Origin of the sequence: Micromonospora cynarisoli (assembly GCF_030518815.1) — a bacterium.
GTDB classification, from domain to species: domain Bacteria; phylum Actinomycetota; class Actinomycetes; order Mycobacteriales; family Micromonosporaceae; genus Micromonospora; species Micromonospora wenchangensis.
This window is the reverse complement of the sequence record NZ_CP130426.1, coordinates 4,191,916-4,210,037: the sequence shown is the minus strand read 5'-3', so window position 1 is coordinate 4,210,037 and position 18,122 is coordinate 4,191,916. Positions and strand designations below refer to the sequence as shown.

At 74.6% G+C, this 18,122-nt stretch carries 13 protein-coding genes; 9 read left to right on the top strand and 4 right to left on the bottom strand.

Translation table 11 applies throughout. The features are described from left to right. Positions 1–19: 19 nt before the first annotated feature. The gene (gene eccCa, locus Q2K16_RS18020; protein ID WP_302738747.1) at positions 20–3,991 is read right to left on the bottom strand and encodes a type VII secretion protein EccCa; all 3,972 of its coding nucleotides are present in this window, start codon (positions 3,989–3,991) and stop codon (positions 20–22) included. 102 nt (positions 3,992–4,093) lie between these two features. Between eccCa and eccD the strand changes: the two genes are divergently transcribed. Continuing rightward, positions 4,094–5,494, top strand: a complete 1,401-nt coding sequence (gene eccD / locus Q2K16_RS18015; RefSeq protein WP_302738746.1) for a type VII secretion integral membrane protein EccD — start codon at positions 4,094–4,096, stop codon at positions 5,492–5,494. 91 nt (positions 5,495–5,585) lie between these two features. On the opposite strand, the gene Q2K16_RS18010 is transcribed toward eccD, so the two are convergent. Next, positions 5,586–6,089, bottom strand: coding sequence for an inorganic diphosphatase (locus Q2K16_RS18010; RefSeq protein WP_302738745.1), 504 nt, complete (start codon positions 6,087–6,089; stop codon positions 5,586–5,588). A 578-nt stretch (positions 6,090–6,667) separates the two neighbouring features. Here Q2K16_RS18010 and dacB point away from each other — a divergent pair. The 4 genes from dacB (at position 6,668) to Q2K16_RS17990 (ending at position 12,094) form a co-directional block, all read left to right on the top strand. After that, positions 6,668–8,089, top strand: coding sequence for a D-alanyl-D-alanine carboxypeptidase/D-alanyl-D-alanine endopeptidase (gene dacB / locus Q2K16_RS18005; protein WP_368052483.1), 1,422 nt, complete (start codon positions 6,668–6,670; stop codon positions 8,087–8,089). 137 nt (positions 8,090–8,226) lie between these two features. Continuing rightward, a complete protein-coding gene (locus tag Q2K16_RS18000; protein WP_088643858.1) occupies positions 8,227–9,294 on the top strand; it encodes a zinc-dependent metalloprotease in 1,068 nt (355 codons plus the stop codon). A 91-nt stretch (positions 9,295–9,385) separates the two neighbouring features. Then, positions 9,386–10,456, top strand: coding sequence for a tRNA lysidine(34) synthetase TilS (tilS, locus tag Q2K16_RS17995; protein ID WP_368052482.1), 1,071 nt, complete (start codon positions 9,386–9,388; stop codon positions 10,454–10,456). Between the two features lie 9 nt (positions 10,457–10,465). After that, positions 10,466–12,094, top strand: coding sequence for a gamma-glutamyltransferase family protein (locus tag Q2K16_RS17990; RefSeq protein WP_302738743.1), 1,629 nt, complete (start codon positions 10,466–10,468; stop codon positions 12,092–12,094). Positions 12,095–12,137: 43 nt separating this feature from the next. Here the strand turns inward: Q2K16_RS17990 and Q2K16_RS17985 are convergent, their stop codons facing one another. After that, the gene (locus Q2K16_RS17985) at positions 12,138–13,100 is read right to left on the bottom strand and encodes a GlxA family transcriptional regulator (protein WP_204927076.1); all 963 of its coding nucleotides are present in this window, start codon (positions 13,098–13,100) and stop codon (positions 12,138–12,140) included. Positions 13,101–13,250: 150 nt separating this feature from the next. Here Q2K16_RS17985 and Q2K16_RS17980 point away from each other — a divergent pair, with 150 nt between their 5' ends. From Q2K16_RS17980 to folE, 4 genes are all read left to right on the top strand, one after another. Then, positions 13,251–13,388, top strand: a complete 138-nt coding sequence (locus Q2K16_RS17980) for a hypothetical protein (protein ID WP_168222574.1) — start codon at positions 13,251–13,253, stop codon at positions 13,386–13,388. Between the two features lie 99 nt (positions 13,389–13,487). Beyond that, the gene (hpt, locus tag Q2K16_RS17975; protein WP_067302270.1) at positions 13,488–14,063 is read left to right on the top strand and encodes a hypoxanthine phosphoribosyltransferase; all 576 of its coding nucleotides are present in this window, start codon (positions 13,488–13,490) and stop codon (positions 14,061–14,063) included. A gap of 434 nt (positions 14,064–14,497) precedes the next feature. Beyond that, positions 14,498–16,504, top strand: a complete 2,007-nt coding sequence (gene ftsH, locus Q2K16_RS17970) for an ATP-dependent zinc metalloprotease FtsH (RefSeq protein WP_145922108.1) — start codon at positions 14,498–14,500, stop codon at positions 16,502–16,504. 35 nt (positions 16,505–16,539) lie between these two features. Further along, positions 16,540–17,202, top strand: coding sequence for a GTP cyclohydrolase I FolE (folE, locus tag Q2K16_RS17965; RefSeq protein WP_302746523.1), 663 nt, complete (start codon positions 16,540–16,542; stop codon positions 17,200–17,202). A gap of 72 nt (positions 17,203–17,274) precedes the next feature. Here folE and Q2K16_RS17960 read toward each other — a convergent pair whose 3' ends face one another. Continuing rightward, positions 17,275–17,961: a hypothetical protein gene (locus Q2K16_RS17960; RefSeq protein WP_302746522.1), complete on the bottom strand. Its 687-nt coding sequence runs from the start codon at positions 17,959–17,961 to the stop codon at positions 17,275–17,277. Between the last annotated feature and the right edge of the window lie 161 nt (positions 17,962–18,122).

The following is an 18,122-nucleotide window of genomic DNA, read 5'->3' as shown; positions in this document are numbered from 1 at the left end:
ACGTTCCGGCACACCCGGATCACGGTGGCGGCAGATGTGCCAGCTGAACGAGGCGGACACCCTCGCGTCGGGTGACCAGCCGACCACGCCCCGCCGGCAGCGGACCGGGACGGACCGCGCCGACGAGTTGGCCCTCGTCCGGGCTGCCGCTCATCACCAGACCGGCGGTGGACAACTCCCGCAACCGCTGCACGACCGGCTCGTACTGGGACCGGCCCGCGCCACCGCAGCGACGGGCCAGCACCAGGTGCAGGCCGACGTCCCGGGCCTGGGGCAGGTGCTCCTCCAGCCCGCGCAGCGGGTTCGCCGGGCCGCTGGACACCAGGTCGTAGTCGTCGACCAGGATGAACAGCTCCGGGCCGGACCACCAGGAACGGTCCCGCAACTGGGCCGGGGTGACCTCCGGGCCGGGCAGCCGACCGCGCATGTAGCCGGCGACCGACTCGATCAGCTCGGTGGTGTGCGCCGCCGCCGTGCCGTACCCGATCAGGTGGTCGGTCTCGACCGCGCCGAGCAGGCTGCGCCGGTAGTCGACCAGGATCACCCGGGCCTGCTCCGGGGTGAACCGCGTGACGATCGAGGTGGCCAGCGCCCGCAGGAACGACGACTTGCCGCACTCGGCGTCGCCGAAGACCACGAAGTGCGGCTCGGTGGCGAAGTCGAGCAGCACCGGGCGCAGGTCCGCCTCGGCGATCCCGATCGGGAACGCCAGTCCGCCGTCGGCGGTGGTGTCCAGGTCGGCGTACGGCAGCACCGGGGGAAGCAACCGCACCCGGGGGGCGGGCGGCCCCGACCAGGCCGTCGACACAGCCTTCACCAGGTCCGCCGTCTCCCCGCCGGTGAGCTGCGGCAGGGCGGTGAGGAAGTGCAGGCTCTGCGCGGTGATCCCCCGCCCCGGCTGCTCCGGCACGCCTGCCGCCGCCACCCGCCTCACCACCGAGTCGGACGGGTCACCCAGGCGCAGCTCCATTCGGGACCCGAACAGGTCCCGGATGCCGGGCCGGAAGTCCAGCCAGCGCACCGCGCTCGCCACCACGTGCACCCCGTACGACAGGCCCCGGGTGGCCAGGTCGGTGATCAGGGGTTCCAGGTCGTCGTACTCGCCGCGCAGGGTGGCCCAGCCGTCGACGACGAGGAACACGTCACCGAACGGGTCGACGTGGGGCTGACCGGCGGCGGCCAGCTCCCGCCGCCGCCTGCGCCACGCCGCCATCGACTCCACGCCCAGCTCGGTGAAGCGGCGTTCCCGCTCGGCCAGCAGCGTGGCGATCTCCCCGACCGTGCGTCGGACCACCGTCGGGTCGGCCCGGCCGGCGACCCCGCCCACGTGCGGCAGCTCCCGCAGCGCGGTCAACCCGCCGCCGCCGAAGTCCAGGCAGTAGACCTGCGCCTCGACCGGCGTGTGGGTGAGCGCCAGCGCGCAGACCAGCGTCCGCAACGCGTGCGACTTGCCGCTCTGCGGCGCGCCGACCACTGCCACGTGCCCGGCCGCCCCGCCCAGCGCCAACCACAGCAGGTCGCGGCGCTGCTCGTACGGTTTGTCGACCACCGCCACCGGCACCTGGAGACCGCCGTGCAGCTCCGGGTTGGCGAAGGTCAGCCCCCGTTCGGGGTCGACGCCGGGCGGGCCGAGCAGCTCGTCCAGGGTGGGTGCCCGGTCCAGCGGCGGCAGCCACACCTGGTGCGCCGGCGGCCCCTGCCCGGCCAGCCGGCCGACCAACGCGTCGAGCAGGCTCTCCGGCTCCTCCTCGACGACAGGTGGGGCAACCGGGGCGGCCGGCTCGGGCACCGGCACGACATGGGTGGTGAAGGCGAGCAGCCGGGCCGCCCCACCGGCCCCGCCCCCGGCCGGGCCGCCCTGCCGTCGCAGCGGACCGGAGACGTACGCGGCCCGGAACCGGACCAGCGGGTCGGTGCCGGCGCGCAGGTAGCCGTGCCCGGGGGAGCGGGGCAGCTCGTACGCGTCCGGCACCCCGAGCACCGTGCGGGACTCCAGCGCCGAGAAGGTCCGCAACCCGATCCGGTACGACAGGTGGGTGTCCAGCCCGCGCAGCCGCCCCTCCTCCAGCCGCTGGCTGGCCAGCAGCAGGTGGACCCCGAGCGACCGGCCCAATCGGCCGATCTGCACGAACAGGTCGATGAAGTCGGGCTTGGCCGAGAGCAGTTCGGAGAACTCGTCGCAGACCAGCAGCAGCGACGGCAGCGGGGCGAGCGGCGCGCCGGCCGTCCGGGCCCGCTCGTAGTCGCGCAGGCTGGCGAAGTTGCCGGCCCGGCGCAGCAGCTCCTGGCGGCGCATCAGCTCGCCGTTGATGGCGTCCACCATCCGGTCGACAAGCGGCAGCGCGTCGACCAGGTTGGTGATCACGGCGGCGGTGTGCGGCAGCCGGTCGAACGAGGCGAAGGTGGCCCCGCCCTTGAAGTCGACCAGGACGAAGTTGAGCTGTTCCGAGCTGTGCGTGGCGGCCAACGCCAGGACCAGGGTGCGCAGCAGCTCCGACTTGCCGGAACCGGTCGCCCCGATCAGCAGCCCGTGCGGGCCCATCCCGTCCTGCGCCGACTCCTTGAGGTCCAGCTCGACCGCGCCGCCGTCCGGGCCGACCCCGATCGGCACCCGCAGCCGGTCCCGGGGCGGGCGGGGCAGCCAGCCCTGGTCGGCGGTGAACCCCTCCGGGTCGCCCAGTCCGAGCAGCTCGGGGAGGCCGGGTTCGGCCCCCGGGGCGGCCTCGGTGCCCCGGGTGACGGCGGCGAGCCGCAGCGGGGCGAGCCGCCGGGCGACCGCCTCCGCGTCGACGACGTCCAGCCGGTCGGCGGTGCCCACCTCGGCGTGCCCCTCGGCCGACCAGGAGTGCAGCCGTCCGGCGCGGACCTCCATGAGCAGGGCGAAGCGGTCCAGCAGACGCGGTGGCGGGGTGTCCAGGTCGAGCACGGTGACCGCGTCGATGCCGCCGTCCCCGGTCAGTTCGGTGGCGTCGGTCAGGTCGCCGCCGTCGAGGAGCACCACCACGTGCGGGCCGTCGGTGGCCGGCCCGGCCGGGCTGAACCGGGACCGGCTGGCCAGCACGTCGCCGAGGAGCCGTTCCAGGTCGACGGCGGAGCTGGTGACCAGCCGGACGGGGCCGAGCGCGTCGACCCTGCTCGGGTGGTGGGCGTGTGGCAGCCACTTCACCCACTCCCAGTGCCGACGCCGTTCCGGGCCGGCGCAGACGGCGACGAGCAACTCGTCGGGGGCGTGGAACACGGCGAGTTGGACGAGCATCGCGCGGGCCAGCGCCTGCGCGTCGGGCGACCCGGTGCCACCCTCCGCCGTGCCACCGCCCGTGCCGGCCGGCTGCCCGCCCCGGACGAAGACCCGGGCGAAGCTGCGCAGCGACAGCGCCACCGGCAGGTCCGGCACCACCGAGTACGCGTCGAGGAAGCGCCGCAGCGCCCCCGCGGTCATCGGCTCCAGTTCCTCCAGCGGCCTGGTGACCGGCGGCACCAGGGGGGTGGCCAGCGTCTGCGGGCCGACGGCGACCCGCACCACGCCGAAGTCGGGGTCGCCGGGGCGGCGTTCCCAGACCCGATGACTGTCCACCGTGGACCAGAGCCGGCCCGGGTCGGGATGCCTGTAGTACAGCCCGGCCCGCTGCTGCCGGGCGGTCTGCCGGACCCGTCGCCGCAGGGTGGTCAGGTGCCGCAGGTACTCCCGGCGGGCGGCCATCATCTCCGACTTCCCCGGGCTGCCCGAGGCGCTACCCCAGGAGGTCATCAGCATCGCCACCGAGGAGAGCCCGAACATCCCGCCCACCACGTACGAGTACGCGCCGCCGCCGCGACCGAACATCATCGCCATCGCCACCGTGCCACCGAGCATCGGCAGCACCATCAGCGCCTGCTGCCAGCGCCCGCCGGTGACCACCGGGATCTCCGGCGGACCCGCCACGGGCAGTTCGCCGACCGGGATCTCCGGGGCGGGCCGGCGCGGTGGCCGCTTGATGACGACAGTGGACAAATCCATCTCCCTGTGGCGCTCGGTAACCCGAACCTGGCTCATCGTAGGTAAAGTGCGCGTCGTCCGTCAGCCACCGCCTCCTATCGATATGGAGTCCAGTCGATGACCATCGGGCTGGCCAGGGTCACCATCAGCGCGCCGGGGCGACGCGTCGACGTGGCCCTGCCGGAGCAGGTCCCCCTGGCCGAGCTGCTGCCCGAGGTGCTCCGGCACGCCGGGGAGGGACTGGCCGACGACGGCGAACGGCACGGCGGCTGGGTGCTGCGGCGTACCGACGGGGCGGTGCTGGTGACCGCGCAGCCGCTGCTCCCGCAGGGGGTGCGCGACGGCGAGGTGCTGCACCTGGTGCCCGCGCACGACCAGTGGCCCGAGTTGGAGTACGACGACGTGGTCGAGGCCATCGCCGACGGCGCACGCCGTCGGGGCGCGGCCTGGTCGCCGGCGGCGACCCGGGCGGCCGTGCTGGTCGGCGCGGCCGTCCCGCTCGCCGTGGGGCTGCTCGCCGTGCTGGCCGCCGGGCCGGGACAGCCCGCCGCCTGGCCCGCCGCGGGTGCGGTGGCACTGCTGCTCACCCTCGCCGGCACCACCGCCTCCCGGGCGTACGGCGACGGCCCGACCGGGGCCACCCTCGGCGGCTACGCCCTGCCGTACGCCGCCACGGCCGGTGCCCTCGCGGTCAGCTCGGGCGACCCGGTGGGGGTGCTACGGCCACTGCCCTGGGTCGGCGCGCCCGAGCTGCTCGCCGGTGCGGTGGTGCTGCTCTTGGCCGCCGTGCTGGGCCTGCTCGGTGTCGCCACCCGGCTGCGGGTCTTCGTGGCCGGCGCGACGGCCGGCGCGGTCGGCGCGTTCGCGGGTCTGGGCGGGCTGCTGCTCGGCCCGGCCGGCACCGCCGCCGTGCTGCTCTGCGTACTGGTCTTCGTCCTCGGGGCGCTGCCGTTGCTGGCGATCCGGCTGGGCAAGGTGCCGCTGCCGCCGATCACCCTGCCGGCCGGCCCGACGGGCGGTCCGGACGGCGTACGGGACCTGCCGGACCGGGCCCGGGTGCACGCGGCGGTGGCCCGCAGCGAGGAGATGCTGACCGGGATGCTGCTCGGGCACGCGGTCGCGGTGGTGGCCGCCGTGCTGGTGCTCGCCGCCGACGGCGGGCTCGCCGGGCGGGTGCTGGTGGCCGTCGGTGCGGGGGTGCTGCTACTACGGTCCCGGCTGTTCGTGGCCGTCCGGCACCGGGTGCCCCCGGTCACGGCCGGGCTGGCCGGGTTCGCGGTGCTCGGGGCGGTGCTCGCCGGCCGGCCCGGTGCCCCCGGGCTGCTGGCGTTGAGCGGGGGCGGGCTGCTCGTCGCCCTGCTCGCCGTCGCCGCCGGTACGACGTACGCCCGGCGGCCGGTCTCGCCGTACCTCGGCCGGGTGGCCGACCTGACCGACACCGCGCTGGTGGTGGCGGTGGTCCCGGTCGCCTGCGCGGTGCTGGGCCTCTACGACGCGGCCCGGGGTCTGCTGGGTTGACCGTCGCCCGACCCGACAGGCGTCGGGCGGACACGACGAAGGCCCGGACCGTCCGGTCCGGGCCTGTCGCGAAAGGCTGGTGGCCGGTGGGTCAGTGCCCGCCGCCCTGCGCCTCGGCCTCGCGGGCCCGCTGGTAGGACGCCCGCACCTCGGCCTCGGCCTCGACCCGGCCGACCCAGGTCGCACCCTCGACCGACTTGCCCGGTTCGAGATCCTTGTAGACCTCGAAGAAGTGCTGGATCTCCAGCCGGTCGAACTCGCCCAGGTGGTGGATGTCGCGCAGGTGCTCCTGACGCGGGTCCTCGTAGGGCACGCAGAGGACCTTGTCGTCGCCGCCCTTCTCGTCGGTCATCCGGAACATGCCGATGGTGCGGCAGCGGATCAGGCATCCGGGGAAGGTCGGCTCGGGGACCAGCACCAGCGCGTCCAGCGGGTCGCCGTCCTCGCCGAGGGTGCCCTCGATGAAGCCGTAGTCGGCCGGGTACTGGGTCGACGTGAACAGGGTGCGGTCCAGCCGGATCCGGCCCGTCGCGTGGTCCACCTCGTACTTGTTTCGGTGACCCTTCGGGATCTCAACCGTGACGTCGAAATCCATCTCCCACGCTCCCTCGTCTGCCCACGCTGGCTGAACGGAACCACTGACGCCCCCGGTGCGGATGAATGGCCACCCGTCGGCTCCGGACGCCGCATAGTCTTCGGACCGAAGTAGTGTCACCCAGGCGAGTTCGGCGGCGGGAGGAGGGGGTCGTGGGGAGGGAAGATTCACACTACCGCCCGGAGGGGGTTGACGGCCGGGGATCGGGCCGGTCCGTGACAGGCGGTGCCACCGGTCGGGTCTCGGTGCCCGACGCGAACGTCCCCCGTCGCCCCGAGTCGACGCCCGAACCGCCTGTCACCGGTCGGGCCGGCGAGCATCCGCCACCGCCGGCCTGGCGTCCGCCGTCCGCGACCGGCGACCGGCCGGCCGTGGGGTCCGCCCCGGTGTCGCTCCCGTTCCCCCCGTCCGGTGCCGCCCCGGCCGCCGGCCCCGCATCGGTCCCCCCGCACCGGGGCGAGGCCCCGGTCGCCCCTCAGCCGGGCGCGGCGTCGCCGTCGGCCGATCCGGAGCCGTCGGCCCGTCCCGGTTCCACGCCGCCCGCCGGCGCACCGCGTCGCCGTCGGCGGTGGGTGCCGGTGCTGCTGGTCCTCGTGCTGCTGGCGGGTCTCGCCGGAGCGGCGGCGGTGCTCCGTCCGGGCCCGGTCGCCGGCTGGCTGGGCGGGGCGGACAGCACCCCGCCGCCCGCCGCGCGGCCCCCCGAGCCCGATCCGCCCCCGGTGCTCGCCGGCCCCGACACCACCGCGCCGGAGCCGACCGCCGCCGGGGTACGCGCCGCGGTGGAGCCGCTGACCGCTGCCGCCGCCCTGGGCAGCCGGGTCAACCTGTCGGTGGCCGACGTGGTCACCGGCGAATCGCTGTACGCCAAGGGCGGCGACGACGCCACCGTGCCCGCCTCGGTCACCAAGCTCGCCACCGGGGTGACCGTGCTCAAGGCGCGGGGTCCCGGCCACCGGATCGCCACCCGGGCGGTGGCCGGTGCGAACCCGGGCGAGGTGGTGCTGGTCGGCGGTGGCGACCCGACGCTCGCGGTGGACAAGAACGGCTTCTACCCCGGCGCGGCCCGCCTCGACGCCCTCGCCACGCAGGTCAAACAGGCCCTCGGCGGCACCGCGCCGACCCGGGTGGTGGTCGACTCCACGCTCTTCCCCGGCCCGGTCCACGGTCCCGGCTGGGACGCGGACATCCCGACCGGCGGGTTCGGCGCGTCGATCACCGCCTTGATGACCGACGGGGCACGCCGGGACCCGGTAGGGGCGAAGAAGGACTTCGTCGACAGCCACGGCGCGGCCGAGCGGTACGCCGAGCCCGACCTGGCCGCCGGCCGCTCGTTCGCCCGGCTGCTCGGCCTGCCCGAGGGTGGGGTGGTCCGGGGCGCCGCCCCGGCGGACGGCGGCGCGACGGCGACCGGCACCCCCGCCCCCGGCACCGAGCTGGGCAAGGTCGAGTCGCTGCCGATGGTCCGGCTGGTCGACATCATGATCACCGACAGCGACAACGTGATCGCCGAGGCACTGGCCCGCCAGGTGGCCCTGGCCCGCAACCAGCAGGCCTCCTTCGCCGGTGGCGCGGCGGCGATGGACGAGGTCATCGGCGAACTGGGACTGCCGGCCGACGAGATCAGCCTCGCCGACGGCAGCGGACTGTCCCGGAGCAACCGGATCAGCCCCTCGCTGCTCACCGACCTGATCGCGGTGGCCGGCAACGGCGCCCACCCGGAGCTGACCGCGATCTTCGGCGGCCTCCCGGTGGCCGCCTGGTCGGGCACCCTCGGCGGCCGCTACGAGTCGACCGAGACCGCCGCCGGGGCCGGCGTGGTCCGGGCCAAGACCGGCACCCTGACCGGGGTGCACGCGATCGCCGGTCTGGTCACCACCCGCGACGGCCGGCTGCTCACCTTCGCCGTGCTCACCGACCGGGCCCCGGCGGGCGATCCGGAGGTGACCCGGGCGGCGCTGGACCGGATCGCCGGCGCACTGGCCGGCTGCGGCTGCCGCTGAGCGGTGGCACCCGACCTCCCGGGGTGGGCGCGGCCCGTCCGGGCCGCCCCGTCGGTGGGGCCCGTCCGGGCCGGCCGCCGGGCGGCCCGTCGCGTGCACTCCGGCCGGGGTGTCGCGCCGCGGGTACGGTGGGTGGCATGGCGCAGTTCGTGGACTGGGATCTGGCCGCCGCCACCGCTGGGGCGCTGAGCAAGTCGGGCCCCCGCGTGTCGTACGCGGAGGCGACCGGGGTGGTCGGCGATCTGCGCCGGCTCACCGACGAGGCGGCCGGGCACGTCGCCGACTACACGGGGCTGCGCCCGCAGGTCAGCCATCCGCCGGTGCGGGTGGTGGACCGGCGGGACTGGGCGGCCACCAACATCGCCGGCCTGCGTGAGGTGATCACGCCACTGGTCAGCCGGCTCTCCGGTGACAAGCCACCCGGCGCGCTCACCGAGGCGGTCGGCTCCCGGCTCACCGGGGTGCAGGCCGGCACCGTGCTGGCGTACCTCTCCGGCCGGGTGCTCGGCCAGTACGAGGTCTTCTCGGCCGATCCGGGGCAGTTGCTGCTTGTCGCGCCGAACATCGTCGAGGTGGAACGCAAACTCGGCGCCGACCCGCGTGACTTCCGGCTCTGGGTGTGCCTGCACGAGGTCACCCACCGCACCCAGTTCACCGCCGTGCCGTGGATGCGGGCGTACTTCCTCGGTGAGGTGCAGGCGTTCGTGGACGCCTCGCAGGGCACCGAGCACCTGGTCGAGCGCCTGCGCCGGGGGGTTTCCACCCTCTCCGACGCGGTACGCGACCCGGACAGCCGCACCAGCGTGCTGGACATCGTGCAGACACCGGCGCAGCGGGCGGTGCTGGACCGCCTCACCGCGCTGATGACCCTGCTGGAGGGGCACGCCGAGTTCGTGATGGACGGCGTCGGCCCGCAGGTCATCCCCAGCGTGGAGCGGATCAGGGCGGGGTTCAACCGCCGCCGCGAGGCGGGCAACCCGCTGGAGAAGGCGATCCGCCGGCTGCTCGGCGTGGACGTCAAGATGCGCCAGTACGCCGAGGGCCGCAAGTTCGTGCACGGCGTGGTCGAGCAGGTCGGCATGCCCGGCTTCAACAAGATCTTCGGTTCGCCGCTGACCCTGCCCCGGCTCGACGAGTTGGGCGACCCGGCCGCCTGGGTGGCCCGGGTGCACGGCCCGGCCGGCGCCACCCCGACCGCCGGCTGACCCGGTGGCCGGCCGGCCCACCCCCGCCGACCCGGTGACCGGGTCGCCCCCAGCCACCCCGCCGGCCGGGCTCCGCACCGGGGAGCCTGCGGTGGTCGGGCGGCGCGGTGTCGGTGTCTCTCCCCGGCCGTCCCCCGATCCGGCGGTGGCCGCCGTCCGGGTCGCGGTACGTCGGGCGCTGGCCGGGCTGCCTCCCGCCGGGCCGGTGCTGGTGGCCTGCTCGGGTGGGGCGGACTCGCTTGCCCTCGCCGCCGCCACCGCCTTCGTGGCGTCCCGGCTCGGCCGACCGGCCGGTCTGGTGAGCGTCGACCACGGGTTGCAGGCCGGGTCGGCCGAGCGGGCCGCCGCCGTCGCCGAGTGGGCCGGGCGGGTCGGATTCGATCCGGTCGAGGCGGTGCCGGTGACGGTGGCCGGCCGTCCCGGTGGCCCCGAGGCGGCCGCCCGGCAGGCCCGCTACCAGGCGTTGACGGTGGTTGCCCGGCGGCACGGTGCCGTCGCCGTCCTGCTCGGGCACACCCGCGACGACCAGGCCGAGACGGTGCTGCTGGCGCTCGCCCGGGGAGCCGGCCCGCGCGGGCTGGCCGGGATGCCCGCCCGGCGGGACCTGGCCGGGGTGCCGCTGCTGCGCCCGCTGCTCGACGTCACCCGGGGGCAGACCCGCGACGCGTGCGCGGCGCTCGGTCTGACCCCGTGGCAGGACCCGCACAACACCGATCCGTCGTACGCCCGGGCCCGGGTCCGCGCCGACGCGCTGCCGGCGCTGGTCGCCGCGCTCGGCGACGGGGTCGTGGACAACCTGGCGCGTACGGCCCGACTGCTCGCCGCCGACACCGCCGCGCTGGACGACCTGGCCGCCGCCGCGCTCGGCACCCCGCATCCCCGACCCGACGGCACCCCGGGGGTACGCGACGGCGGCGGGCTGTCCGTGCCGGCGCTGGCCGGGCTCCCCGGCGCGGTACGCAGCCGGGTGCTGCACGCCTGGGCGCGGGAGCTGGGGGCGTCACCCGGTGCGCTGTCCCACCGGCACGTCGACGCGCTGGACGCCCTGGTCACCGCCTGGCGTGGACAGGGCCCGACCGCCCTGCCGGGTGGCGTACGCGTCGGCCGTCGGGACGGGCGGCTGCTCCCCGTCGACCTGGGCGGGCCCGCGCCGGTGCGGTAGACAGGGCTGATGGCGTACCCCCGCAGTGCCCTGTTCGCCCCGCACGGTGCCGTCTCGACGAGCCATCCGCTCGCGGCGGCGGCGGGCCTGGCCGTGCTGCGGCGCGGCGGTAACGCCGTCGACGCGGCGCTGGCCACCGCGATCACGTTGACCGTGGTGCAACCACCGTCCAACGACATCGGCGGCGACCTGTTCGCCATCGTCTGGGACGGCGACCGGCTGCACGGTCTCGCCGCCGCCGGGCGGTCACCGGCCGGGCTGACCCGGGAGGTGGTGCTGGCCGCCACGGGCGGACTGCCGGCGGAACCGGTGGCGGCGCTGGGCGGCGCGCAGGCGTCCGGGCCGGCGATGCCCGTTCGGGGCTGGCTGCCGGTGACGGTGCCCGGCGCTCCGGCCGGCTGGCGGGACCTGCACGACAGGTTCGGCGTGCTGCCCTTCGCCGAACTCTTCACCGACGCGGTCGGGTACGCCGAACACGGCCATCCCGTCTCCACAGGCACCGCCGCCACCTGGGCCCGGGCGCTGGCGCAGCCGGTGCCGACGGGTGCCGAGTTCACCGAGTTCGACAGGGTCTTCACGGTGGCCGGCCGGGCGCCCCGGGCCGGCGAACGCTGGCGCAACCCGGAGGCGGCCCGGACGCTACGGCTGATCGCCGCCACCGGCGCGGAGGACTTCTACCGGGGCACGATCGCGGCGGTGCTGGACCGGCACGCCGCCCGTACCGGTGGCTTCCTCACCGCCGCCGACCTGGCCGGGCACACCTCGACCTGGGTCGACCCGGTCAGCGTCCGCTACCGGGGGCACGAGGTGTGGGAGCTGCCGCCGCCGGGGCAGGGGCTGGCCGCGCTGCAGGCGCTGGGCGTCCTCGACGGCCTCGACCCGGTCGCCGACCCGGTGGACCGGGTGCACCGGCAGGTGGAGGCGGTCAAGCTCGGTTTCGCCGACGCGCACGCCCACGTGGCCGATCCGGAACGCGCCGACGTGCCGACGGCCGGCCTGCTCGACCCGGGCTACCTGGCGGCGCGGCGGGCGCTGCTCACCGACCGGGCCGGCGACCCGGTGGCCGGCACGCCCGGGCGGGGCGGCACCGTCTACCTCTGCACGGCCGACGCCGACGGCCTGATGGTCAGCCTGATCCAGTCCACCTACCTGGGGTTCGGCTCCCGGGTGGTGCTGCCCGGCCACGGCTTCGCCCTGCAGAACCGGGGCACCGGTTTCCGGCTCGACCCGGGACACCCCAACGTGGTGGGGCCGGCCAAGCGGCCCTTCCACACGATCATCCCGGCTTTCCTGACCCGCGACGGCGCCCCGGTCGGGCCGTTCGGGGTGATGGGCGGGCACATGCAGCCGCAGGGGCACGTCCAGTTGGTCACCGCGACCGTCGACGACGGCCGTGACCCGCAGGCCGCCCTCGACGCCCCCCGCTGGTACTGGCACGCCGGCCGGACCCTGCTGGTCGAGCCGGCCCTGGCGGCCGAGCCCGGCCTAGTCGCGGGGCTGCGCGCCCGGGGCCACGAGGTCACCGTCGCCGACGAGCCGTCCGTCTTCGGGTACGGCCAGGCGCTGTGGCGTGCCCCGGCCGGCGGCTGGGTGGTCGGCGCGGAGCCCCGGGTCGACGGCGCGGCGCTGGGCTACTGATCCTCGGCGCGTCCGGCCAGCGCTCCCCCGGTCGGTGGCGGGCTCAGGCGGTGGGAACCCGGTCGCGGAAGGTGGTGCGGTAGCCCTGCGGGGTGGTGCCGACCCGGCGGGCGAAGTGGTGGCGCAGGGCGGCGGCGTCGGGGAAACCCGAGCGGCCGGCGACGCTCTCCACGCTCAGCCGGGTCTCCTCCAGCAGCCGGCGGGCCAGCAGCACCCGCTGGTTGGTCAGCCAGTCGTGCGGGGTGGTGCCGGTCTCGGCCCGGAACCGGCGGGCGAAGGTCCGCGGTGACATGCCGGCGCGGGCGGCCAGCTCGTCCACCGTGGTCGGCCGGTCCAGGTGCCCCACCAGCCAGCTCAGCACCGGTTCGAGGGTGGGCGCGTCGGGGGTGGCCGGGATCGGCGCCTCGACGTACTGGGACTGGCCGCCGTCGCGGTGCGGGGGGACCACCATGCGGCGGGCCAGCCGGGTGGCGGTGACCGAGCCGTGTTCCTGGCGTACCAGGTGCAGGCAGGCGTCGATGCCGGCGGCGGTGCCGGCGCTGGTCAGCACCGGCCCGTCGGCCACGTAGAGGCTGTTGCACCGGACCCGGGCCGACGGGTGCCGGCGTTGCAGCTCGTCGGCGTACTTCCAGTGGGTGGTGCACTCCCGGCCGTCGAGCAGGCCGGCCGCGCCGAGCACGAACGCCGCCGAGCAGACGCTGAACACGTACGCCCCCCGGTCGGCGGCGCGGCGCAGCGCGGCCAGCACCGCCTCGGGCACCTCACCCCCCTGGGTGTACGCGGGCACGGCGACCAGGTCGGCGTCGTCGACCGGGGCGAGGTCGGCGTGCGGCGTGAGGCCGAACCCGGAGGCGGTACGGACCGGGTCGCCGTCGGCGGTGCAGACGGTGAACCGGTAGCCGGGGAAGTCGTCGTCGGTGCGGTCGGTGCCGAACACCTCGGTGAGCACGCCCAGCTCGAAGACGGCCACCTGGTCCAACGCGATGACGGCCACCGATCGAATCATGTGACGAGGGTAACCGGAAACGTGGCAGGAAATCGAGGGTACCTGGCATGACTGCCACTGTCCCGGCCCGGACCGCTGGCGGAAACTGGGATGAGTCCGGTGCGCACCGGCGGCGAAAACCACTCAGATCGCAAGAAAGCGAGCGCCGCCATGCAGTTCGTGTTGTTCCTGCTCTTCCTCGCCGCGTTGACCGCCGCCTCGGCGTTCGGCCTGACCGCCGACACCCGCGACTCGGCCGACTGGAAGCCCACCGAGGAGGGCCGCCGCTGGCGATCCCGTACCTGCTGAGGTGATTGATTCCGTTGTGCCGGAAAACTCGGGGCGGGACCGCGCCAAAAGGGGCGGCCCCGCCGACGCGGGTCCTCCGGCGTACGGCAGGCTAGGAGCATGGCTGACGGCTCCTGGTACGACGCCGACATCGATCACGTGATCATCTCCGAGGCGCAGATCCGCGAGAAGACGGCGGAGCTGGCCAAGCAGGTCTCGGCGGACTACGCCGGGGTCACCGACGGACTGCTGCTCGTCTGCGTCCTCAAGGGCGCGGTCATGTTCATGGCCGACTTCGCCCGCGCGCTGGGCCGGCAGGGTCCGCCCGTCGAGCTGGACTTTATGGCCATCTCCTCGTACGGCCAGGGCACCACCTCCTCCGGCGTGGTGCGCATCCTCAAGGACCTCGACCGGGACATCGCCGGCCGGCACGTGGTGGTGGTCGAGGACATCGTCGACTCCGGCCTGACCCTGTCCTGGCTGCTGCGGTACCTGGAATCCCGGTCGGCCGCCAGCGTCGAGGTGGTGGCCCTGTTCCGCAAGCCCGACGCGGTGAAGGTCACGGTGCCTGTCAAGTACGTCGGCTTCGACATCCCCACCGAGTTCGTGGTCGGCTACGGCCTCGACTTCGGCGAGCGCTACCGCGAGCTGCCCTACGTTGGCGTACTCAAGCCCGAGGTCTACGCCCGCGCCTGAGGTCCGCCCGTATCGGTCGTCATCGAGCGGACGTTCAGCGGGCTCCCAGGCAATCCGACTACGGTAGGGGCTGGTGGCGTGGGGGCAGCTCCGCGTCCGGCACCCCGACCCGCGTGACCGGGCGGTCGACGGCGCCGGTGCGCACGTTCCCCGTCACGCCGGCTGAAACCCCGGTTCGCCGTACGCGTAACTGCAGGGCTCGCAAGCTCGCTCCTCGCGTGCAGAAGGGCTATGAATGTGCCCGACTGCGGGGCTCGCAAGCTCGCTCCTCGCGTGCACGGTGTACCGTCGAATGACCGCGGTGCGGCAGTTCGCGCGCCTCGGGGTCGAGGCCGGCCCGCACGGCGGCTCGACGCCGCCCCAGGCGGCGACACCATTCAGACGGTCAGGACGTCGATCAGGAGGATGCGGGCGCCTCGGCGCTCGACAACAGCATGGAACGTACGCGTTTCTTCCGCCGACCGGTGGTCTGGATCATCCTGGTCATCCTCGGCGCCGTTGTGCTCAGTCAGCTGTTCACCGCTGGTCCCAGCTACCACCGCGTGGACACTTCCGTTGCGCTCGACCAACTGCACACCGCCAAGATCAACAAGGTCGTCTTCCAGGACAAGGAGCAGACGCTCCAGCTCAACCTGGCCGAGAAGACCAAGTTCGGCGACACCACGACCGACCGGATCGAGGCCCAGTTCCCCTACCAGGCCGGCGAGCAGGTCTGGAACGAGGTGCTGGAGGCCAAGGCGGCCAACCGGGTCACCGGCCCGGCGGACGCCAAGGTGTCGTCCGACAGCATCTGGGTGAGCCTGCTGGTCAACCTGCTGCCCATCGCGCTGCTCGTGCTCCTGCTGCTGTTCTTCATGTCGCAGATGCAGGGCGGCGGCTCCCGGGTGCTCAACTTCGGCAAGTCCAAGGCGAAGATGATCACCAAGGACACCCCGAAGACGACCTTCGCGGACGTCGCCGGGGCCGAGGAGGCGGTCGAGGAACTCCACGAGATCAAGGACTTCCTCCAGAACCCGGCGAAGTACCAGGCCCTGGGTGCCAAGATCCCGAAGGGCGTACTGCTCTTCGGTCCGCCCGGTACCGGTAAGACGCTGCTGGCCCGCGCCGTCGCCGGCGAGGCCGGGGTGCCGTTCTACTCGATCTCCGGCTCCGACTTCGTCGAGATGTTCGTCGGTGTCGGCGCGAGCCGGGTCCGGGACCTCTTCGAGCAGGCCAAGGCGAACGCCCCGGCGATCGTCTTCGTCGACGAGATCGACGCCGTCGGCCGGCACCGTGGCGCCGGCATGGGCGGCGGCCACGACGAGCGGGAGCAGACCCTCAACCAGCTGCTCGTCGAGATGGACGGCTTCGACACCAAGGGCGGGGTCATCCTGATCGCCGCCACCAACCGGCCGGACATCCTCGACCCGGCGCTGCTGCGCCCGGGCCGGTTCGACAGGCAGATCCCGGTCGACGCCCCCGACATGGAGGGCCGCAAGGCGATCCTGCGGGTGCACGCCAAGGGCAAGCCGTTCACGCCCGACGTCGACCTCGACGCGGTCGCCCGGCGTACCCCCGGCTTCTCCGGTGCCGACCTGGCCAACGTGATCAACGAGTCGGCGCTGCTCACCGCCCGCAAGGAACAGCGGGCGATCACCAACGACTCGCTGGAGGAGTCGATCGACCGGGTGATCGCCGGGCCGCAGCGCCGGACCCGGGTGATGAGCGACCAGGAGAAGAAGATCACCGCGTACCACGAGGGTGGGCACGCGCTGGTCGCCTGGGCGCTGCCGCACGCCGCGCCGGTGCACAAGGTGACGATCCTGTCCCGGGGGCGCTCGCTGGGGCACACCCTGGTCCTGCCGACCGAGGACAAGTACACCCAGACCCGGGCCGAGATGATCGACACCCTGGCGTACGCCCTGGGTGGCCGGGCCGCCGAGGAACTCGTCTTCCACGAGCCCACCACCGGGGCCGGCAACGACATCGAGAAGGCCACCCAGTTGGCCCGCGCGATGATCACGCAGTACGGCATGAGCTCCAAGCTCGGCGCGATCAAGTACGGCACCAGCGGGGACGAGCCGTTCCTCGGCCGCAACATGGGCCACGAGCGGGACTACTCCGACTCGGTCGCCGCCGAGATCGACGGCGAGATGCGGGCCCTGATCGAGCTGGCCCACGACGAGGCCTGGGAGATCCTGGTGGAATACCGGGACGTCCTGGACAACATGGTCCTGGAGCTGATGGAGAAGGAGACCCTCTCCACCGCCGACATGGCCCGGATCTGCTCCCGGGTGGTGAAGCGCCCGCCGATGGCCCCGTACAACGGCTTCGGCAAGCGCCTGCCCTCCACCGAGCCGCCGGTCCTCACCCCGGCCGAAAAGGAGAAGCTCAAGGCGCAGGCCACGGCCGACGGCATCTCCGTCGGCGGGGCCACGAACAACTCGGACGGTCTGCACTGAACACCGACGCCGCGGCCAGCCCCGACAACCCGGGGCTGGCCGCCTCGTCCACCGAGCCGGGTGACGAGACGTTGGACTACGTCGCCGCCCGGTTGATCAGTGGCAAGCTCAGCGGTCGCCCGATCGAGGACACCATGGACCTCGGCCGGATCGAGAAGGCGGTCCGCGAGATCCTCATCGCCGTCGGCGAGGACCCCGACCGGGACGGCCTCCAGCAGACCCCGGCCCGGGTGGCCCGCGCGTACGCCGAACTCTTCGCCGGCCTGCGGGTCGACCCGTCCCAGGTGCTCAGCACCACCTTCGAGGCCAACCACGAGGAGTTGGTGCTCGTCCGGGACATCGACGTGATGAGCCTCTGCGAACACCACCTGCTGCCGTTCCGGGGCAGCGCGCACATCGGCTACATCCCCGGCCCCGACGGCCGGATCACCGGCCTGTCCAAGCTGGCCCGGCTGGTCGAGGTCTTCGCCCGCCGGCCGCAGGTGCAGGAGCGGCTCACCTCGCAGATCGCCGACCTGCTGATGAGCAAGCTGCAACCGCGTGGCGTCATCGTGATACTGGACTGCGAGCACATGTGCATGGCCATGCGCGGCATCCAGAAGAGCGGGGCCAAGACCATCACCTCGGCGGTCCGGGGCGTGCTCCAGCACGACGCGAAGTCCCGCGCCGAGGCGATGTCGCTGATCATCCCCCGCTGAGCCGCTGAGCCGCTGAGCCGCTGAGCCGCTGAGCCGCTGAGCCGCTGAGCCCCGGGGCGTGGGCGGCGCGGGTCAGCCGGCCAGTAGCGCCAGCATGATCCCGGCGGAGGTCACCACCGCCGGCACCAGGCAGGTCAGCAACCCCAGCCGGGGAGTACGGTCCCACCGGCCGTCCGGCCCGGGCGGGAACAGCCGGGCCACCCCAACCCAGCCGGCCGCGAACGCCGCCGCCGGCATCGGCAGGCCCACCAGCAGCGCCGCCACGACCACCGGCCCGGTGCCGAGGGCCACCAGGAGCACCAACTGCACCAGCGGCACGACCAGCGCCAGCGGGCCGTACACCAGCAGGTTGCGCAACCGGGGCGGCCAGGCCGCCGGCCGCAGCGAACCACGCGCCGCCAGCGCCGCGTCGGCACCCTCCGCCCAGCCCTGCGCCGTCTTCAGGCCGGCCAGCACCGCCGCCGGACCACCCGCCATCGCCCGGGTCGCCTCGCCCAGTTCCGGTGGCGTCGGGGTCAACGAGATCGCCGGTACGCCCAGCTCGCGCAGCCGGGCCTGCTGCGGCGTCAACCGGGCACGCACCTCGGCCAACTCGGCGCGGGCCGCCTCCACCGCCCGGGCCTGCGCGGCGGCGGCCGTCGCCGCGCCCCGGCGTACCCCGTCGAGCTGACGGGCGGCGGCCAGGTAGTCGGTCCAGGCGGCGGCCACCGACGGGGCCGGCTCGCCCCCGGTCCGCTGCCGGACCGGGGCCACCGTCACGGCGTCGTCGATGCTCACCCCCGACGCTCCTCGCGGCCGGTCACGTCCGGTCCCCCTCGCGGTCGGTCACCTGCGCTCCTCCTGACGGTCGGTCCCGTACGCCGCCCCTGGCGGTCGGCCATGCCAACTCGCCCCGGGCAGTCCGCCACCCGTGGTCCTCG

What these genes read in the sequence shown, in the direction of transcription:
- Q2K16_RS18000 (WP_088643858.1), top strand. Translation starts at nt 8,227, where the DNA reads ATGGCGCAGTTCGTGGACTGGGATCTGGCCGCCGCCACCGCTGGGGCG.
- Q2K16_RS17990 (WP_302738743.1), top strand. Translation starts at nt 10,466, where the DNA reads ATGGCGTACCCCCGCAGTGCCCTGTTCGCCCCGCACGGTGCCGTCTCG.
- ftsH (WP_145922108.1), top strand. Translation starts at nt 14,498, where the DNA reads ATGGAACGTACGCGTTTCTTCCGCCGACCGGTGGTCTGGATCATCCTG.
- eccD (WP_302738746.1), top strand. Translation starts at nt 4,094, where the DNA reads ATGACCATCGGGCTGGCCAGGGTCACCATCAGCGCGCCGGGGCGACGC.
- Q2K16_RS18010 (WP_302738745.1), bottom strand. Translation starts at nt 6,089, where the DNA reads ATGGATTTCGACGTCACGGTTGAGATCCCGAAGGGTCACCGAAACAAG.
- hpt (WP_067302270.1), top strand. Translation starts at nt 13,488, where the DNA reads ATGGCTGACGGCTCCTGGTACGACGCCGACATCGATCACGTGATCATC.
- Q2K16_RS17980 (WP_168222574.1), top strand. Translation starts at nt 13,251, where the DNA reads ATGCAGTTCGTGTTGTTCCTGCTCTTCCTCGCCGCGTTGACCGCCGCC.
- Q2K16_RS17985 (WP_204927076.1), bottom strand. Translation starts at nt 13,100, where the DNA reads ATGATTCGATCGGTGGCCGTCATCGCGTTGGACCAGGTGGCCGTCTTC.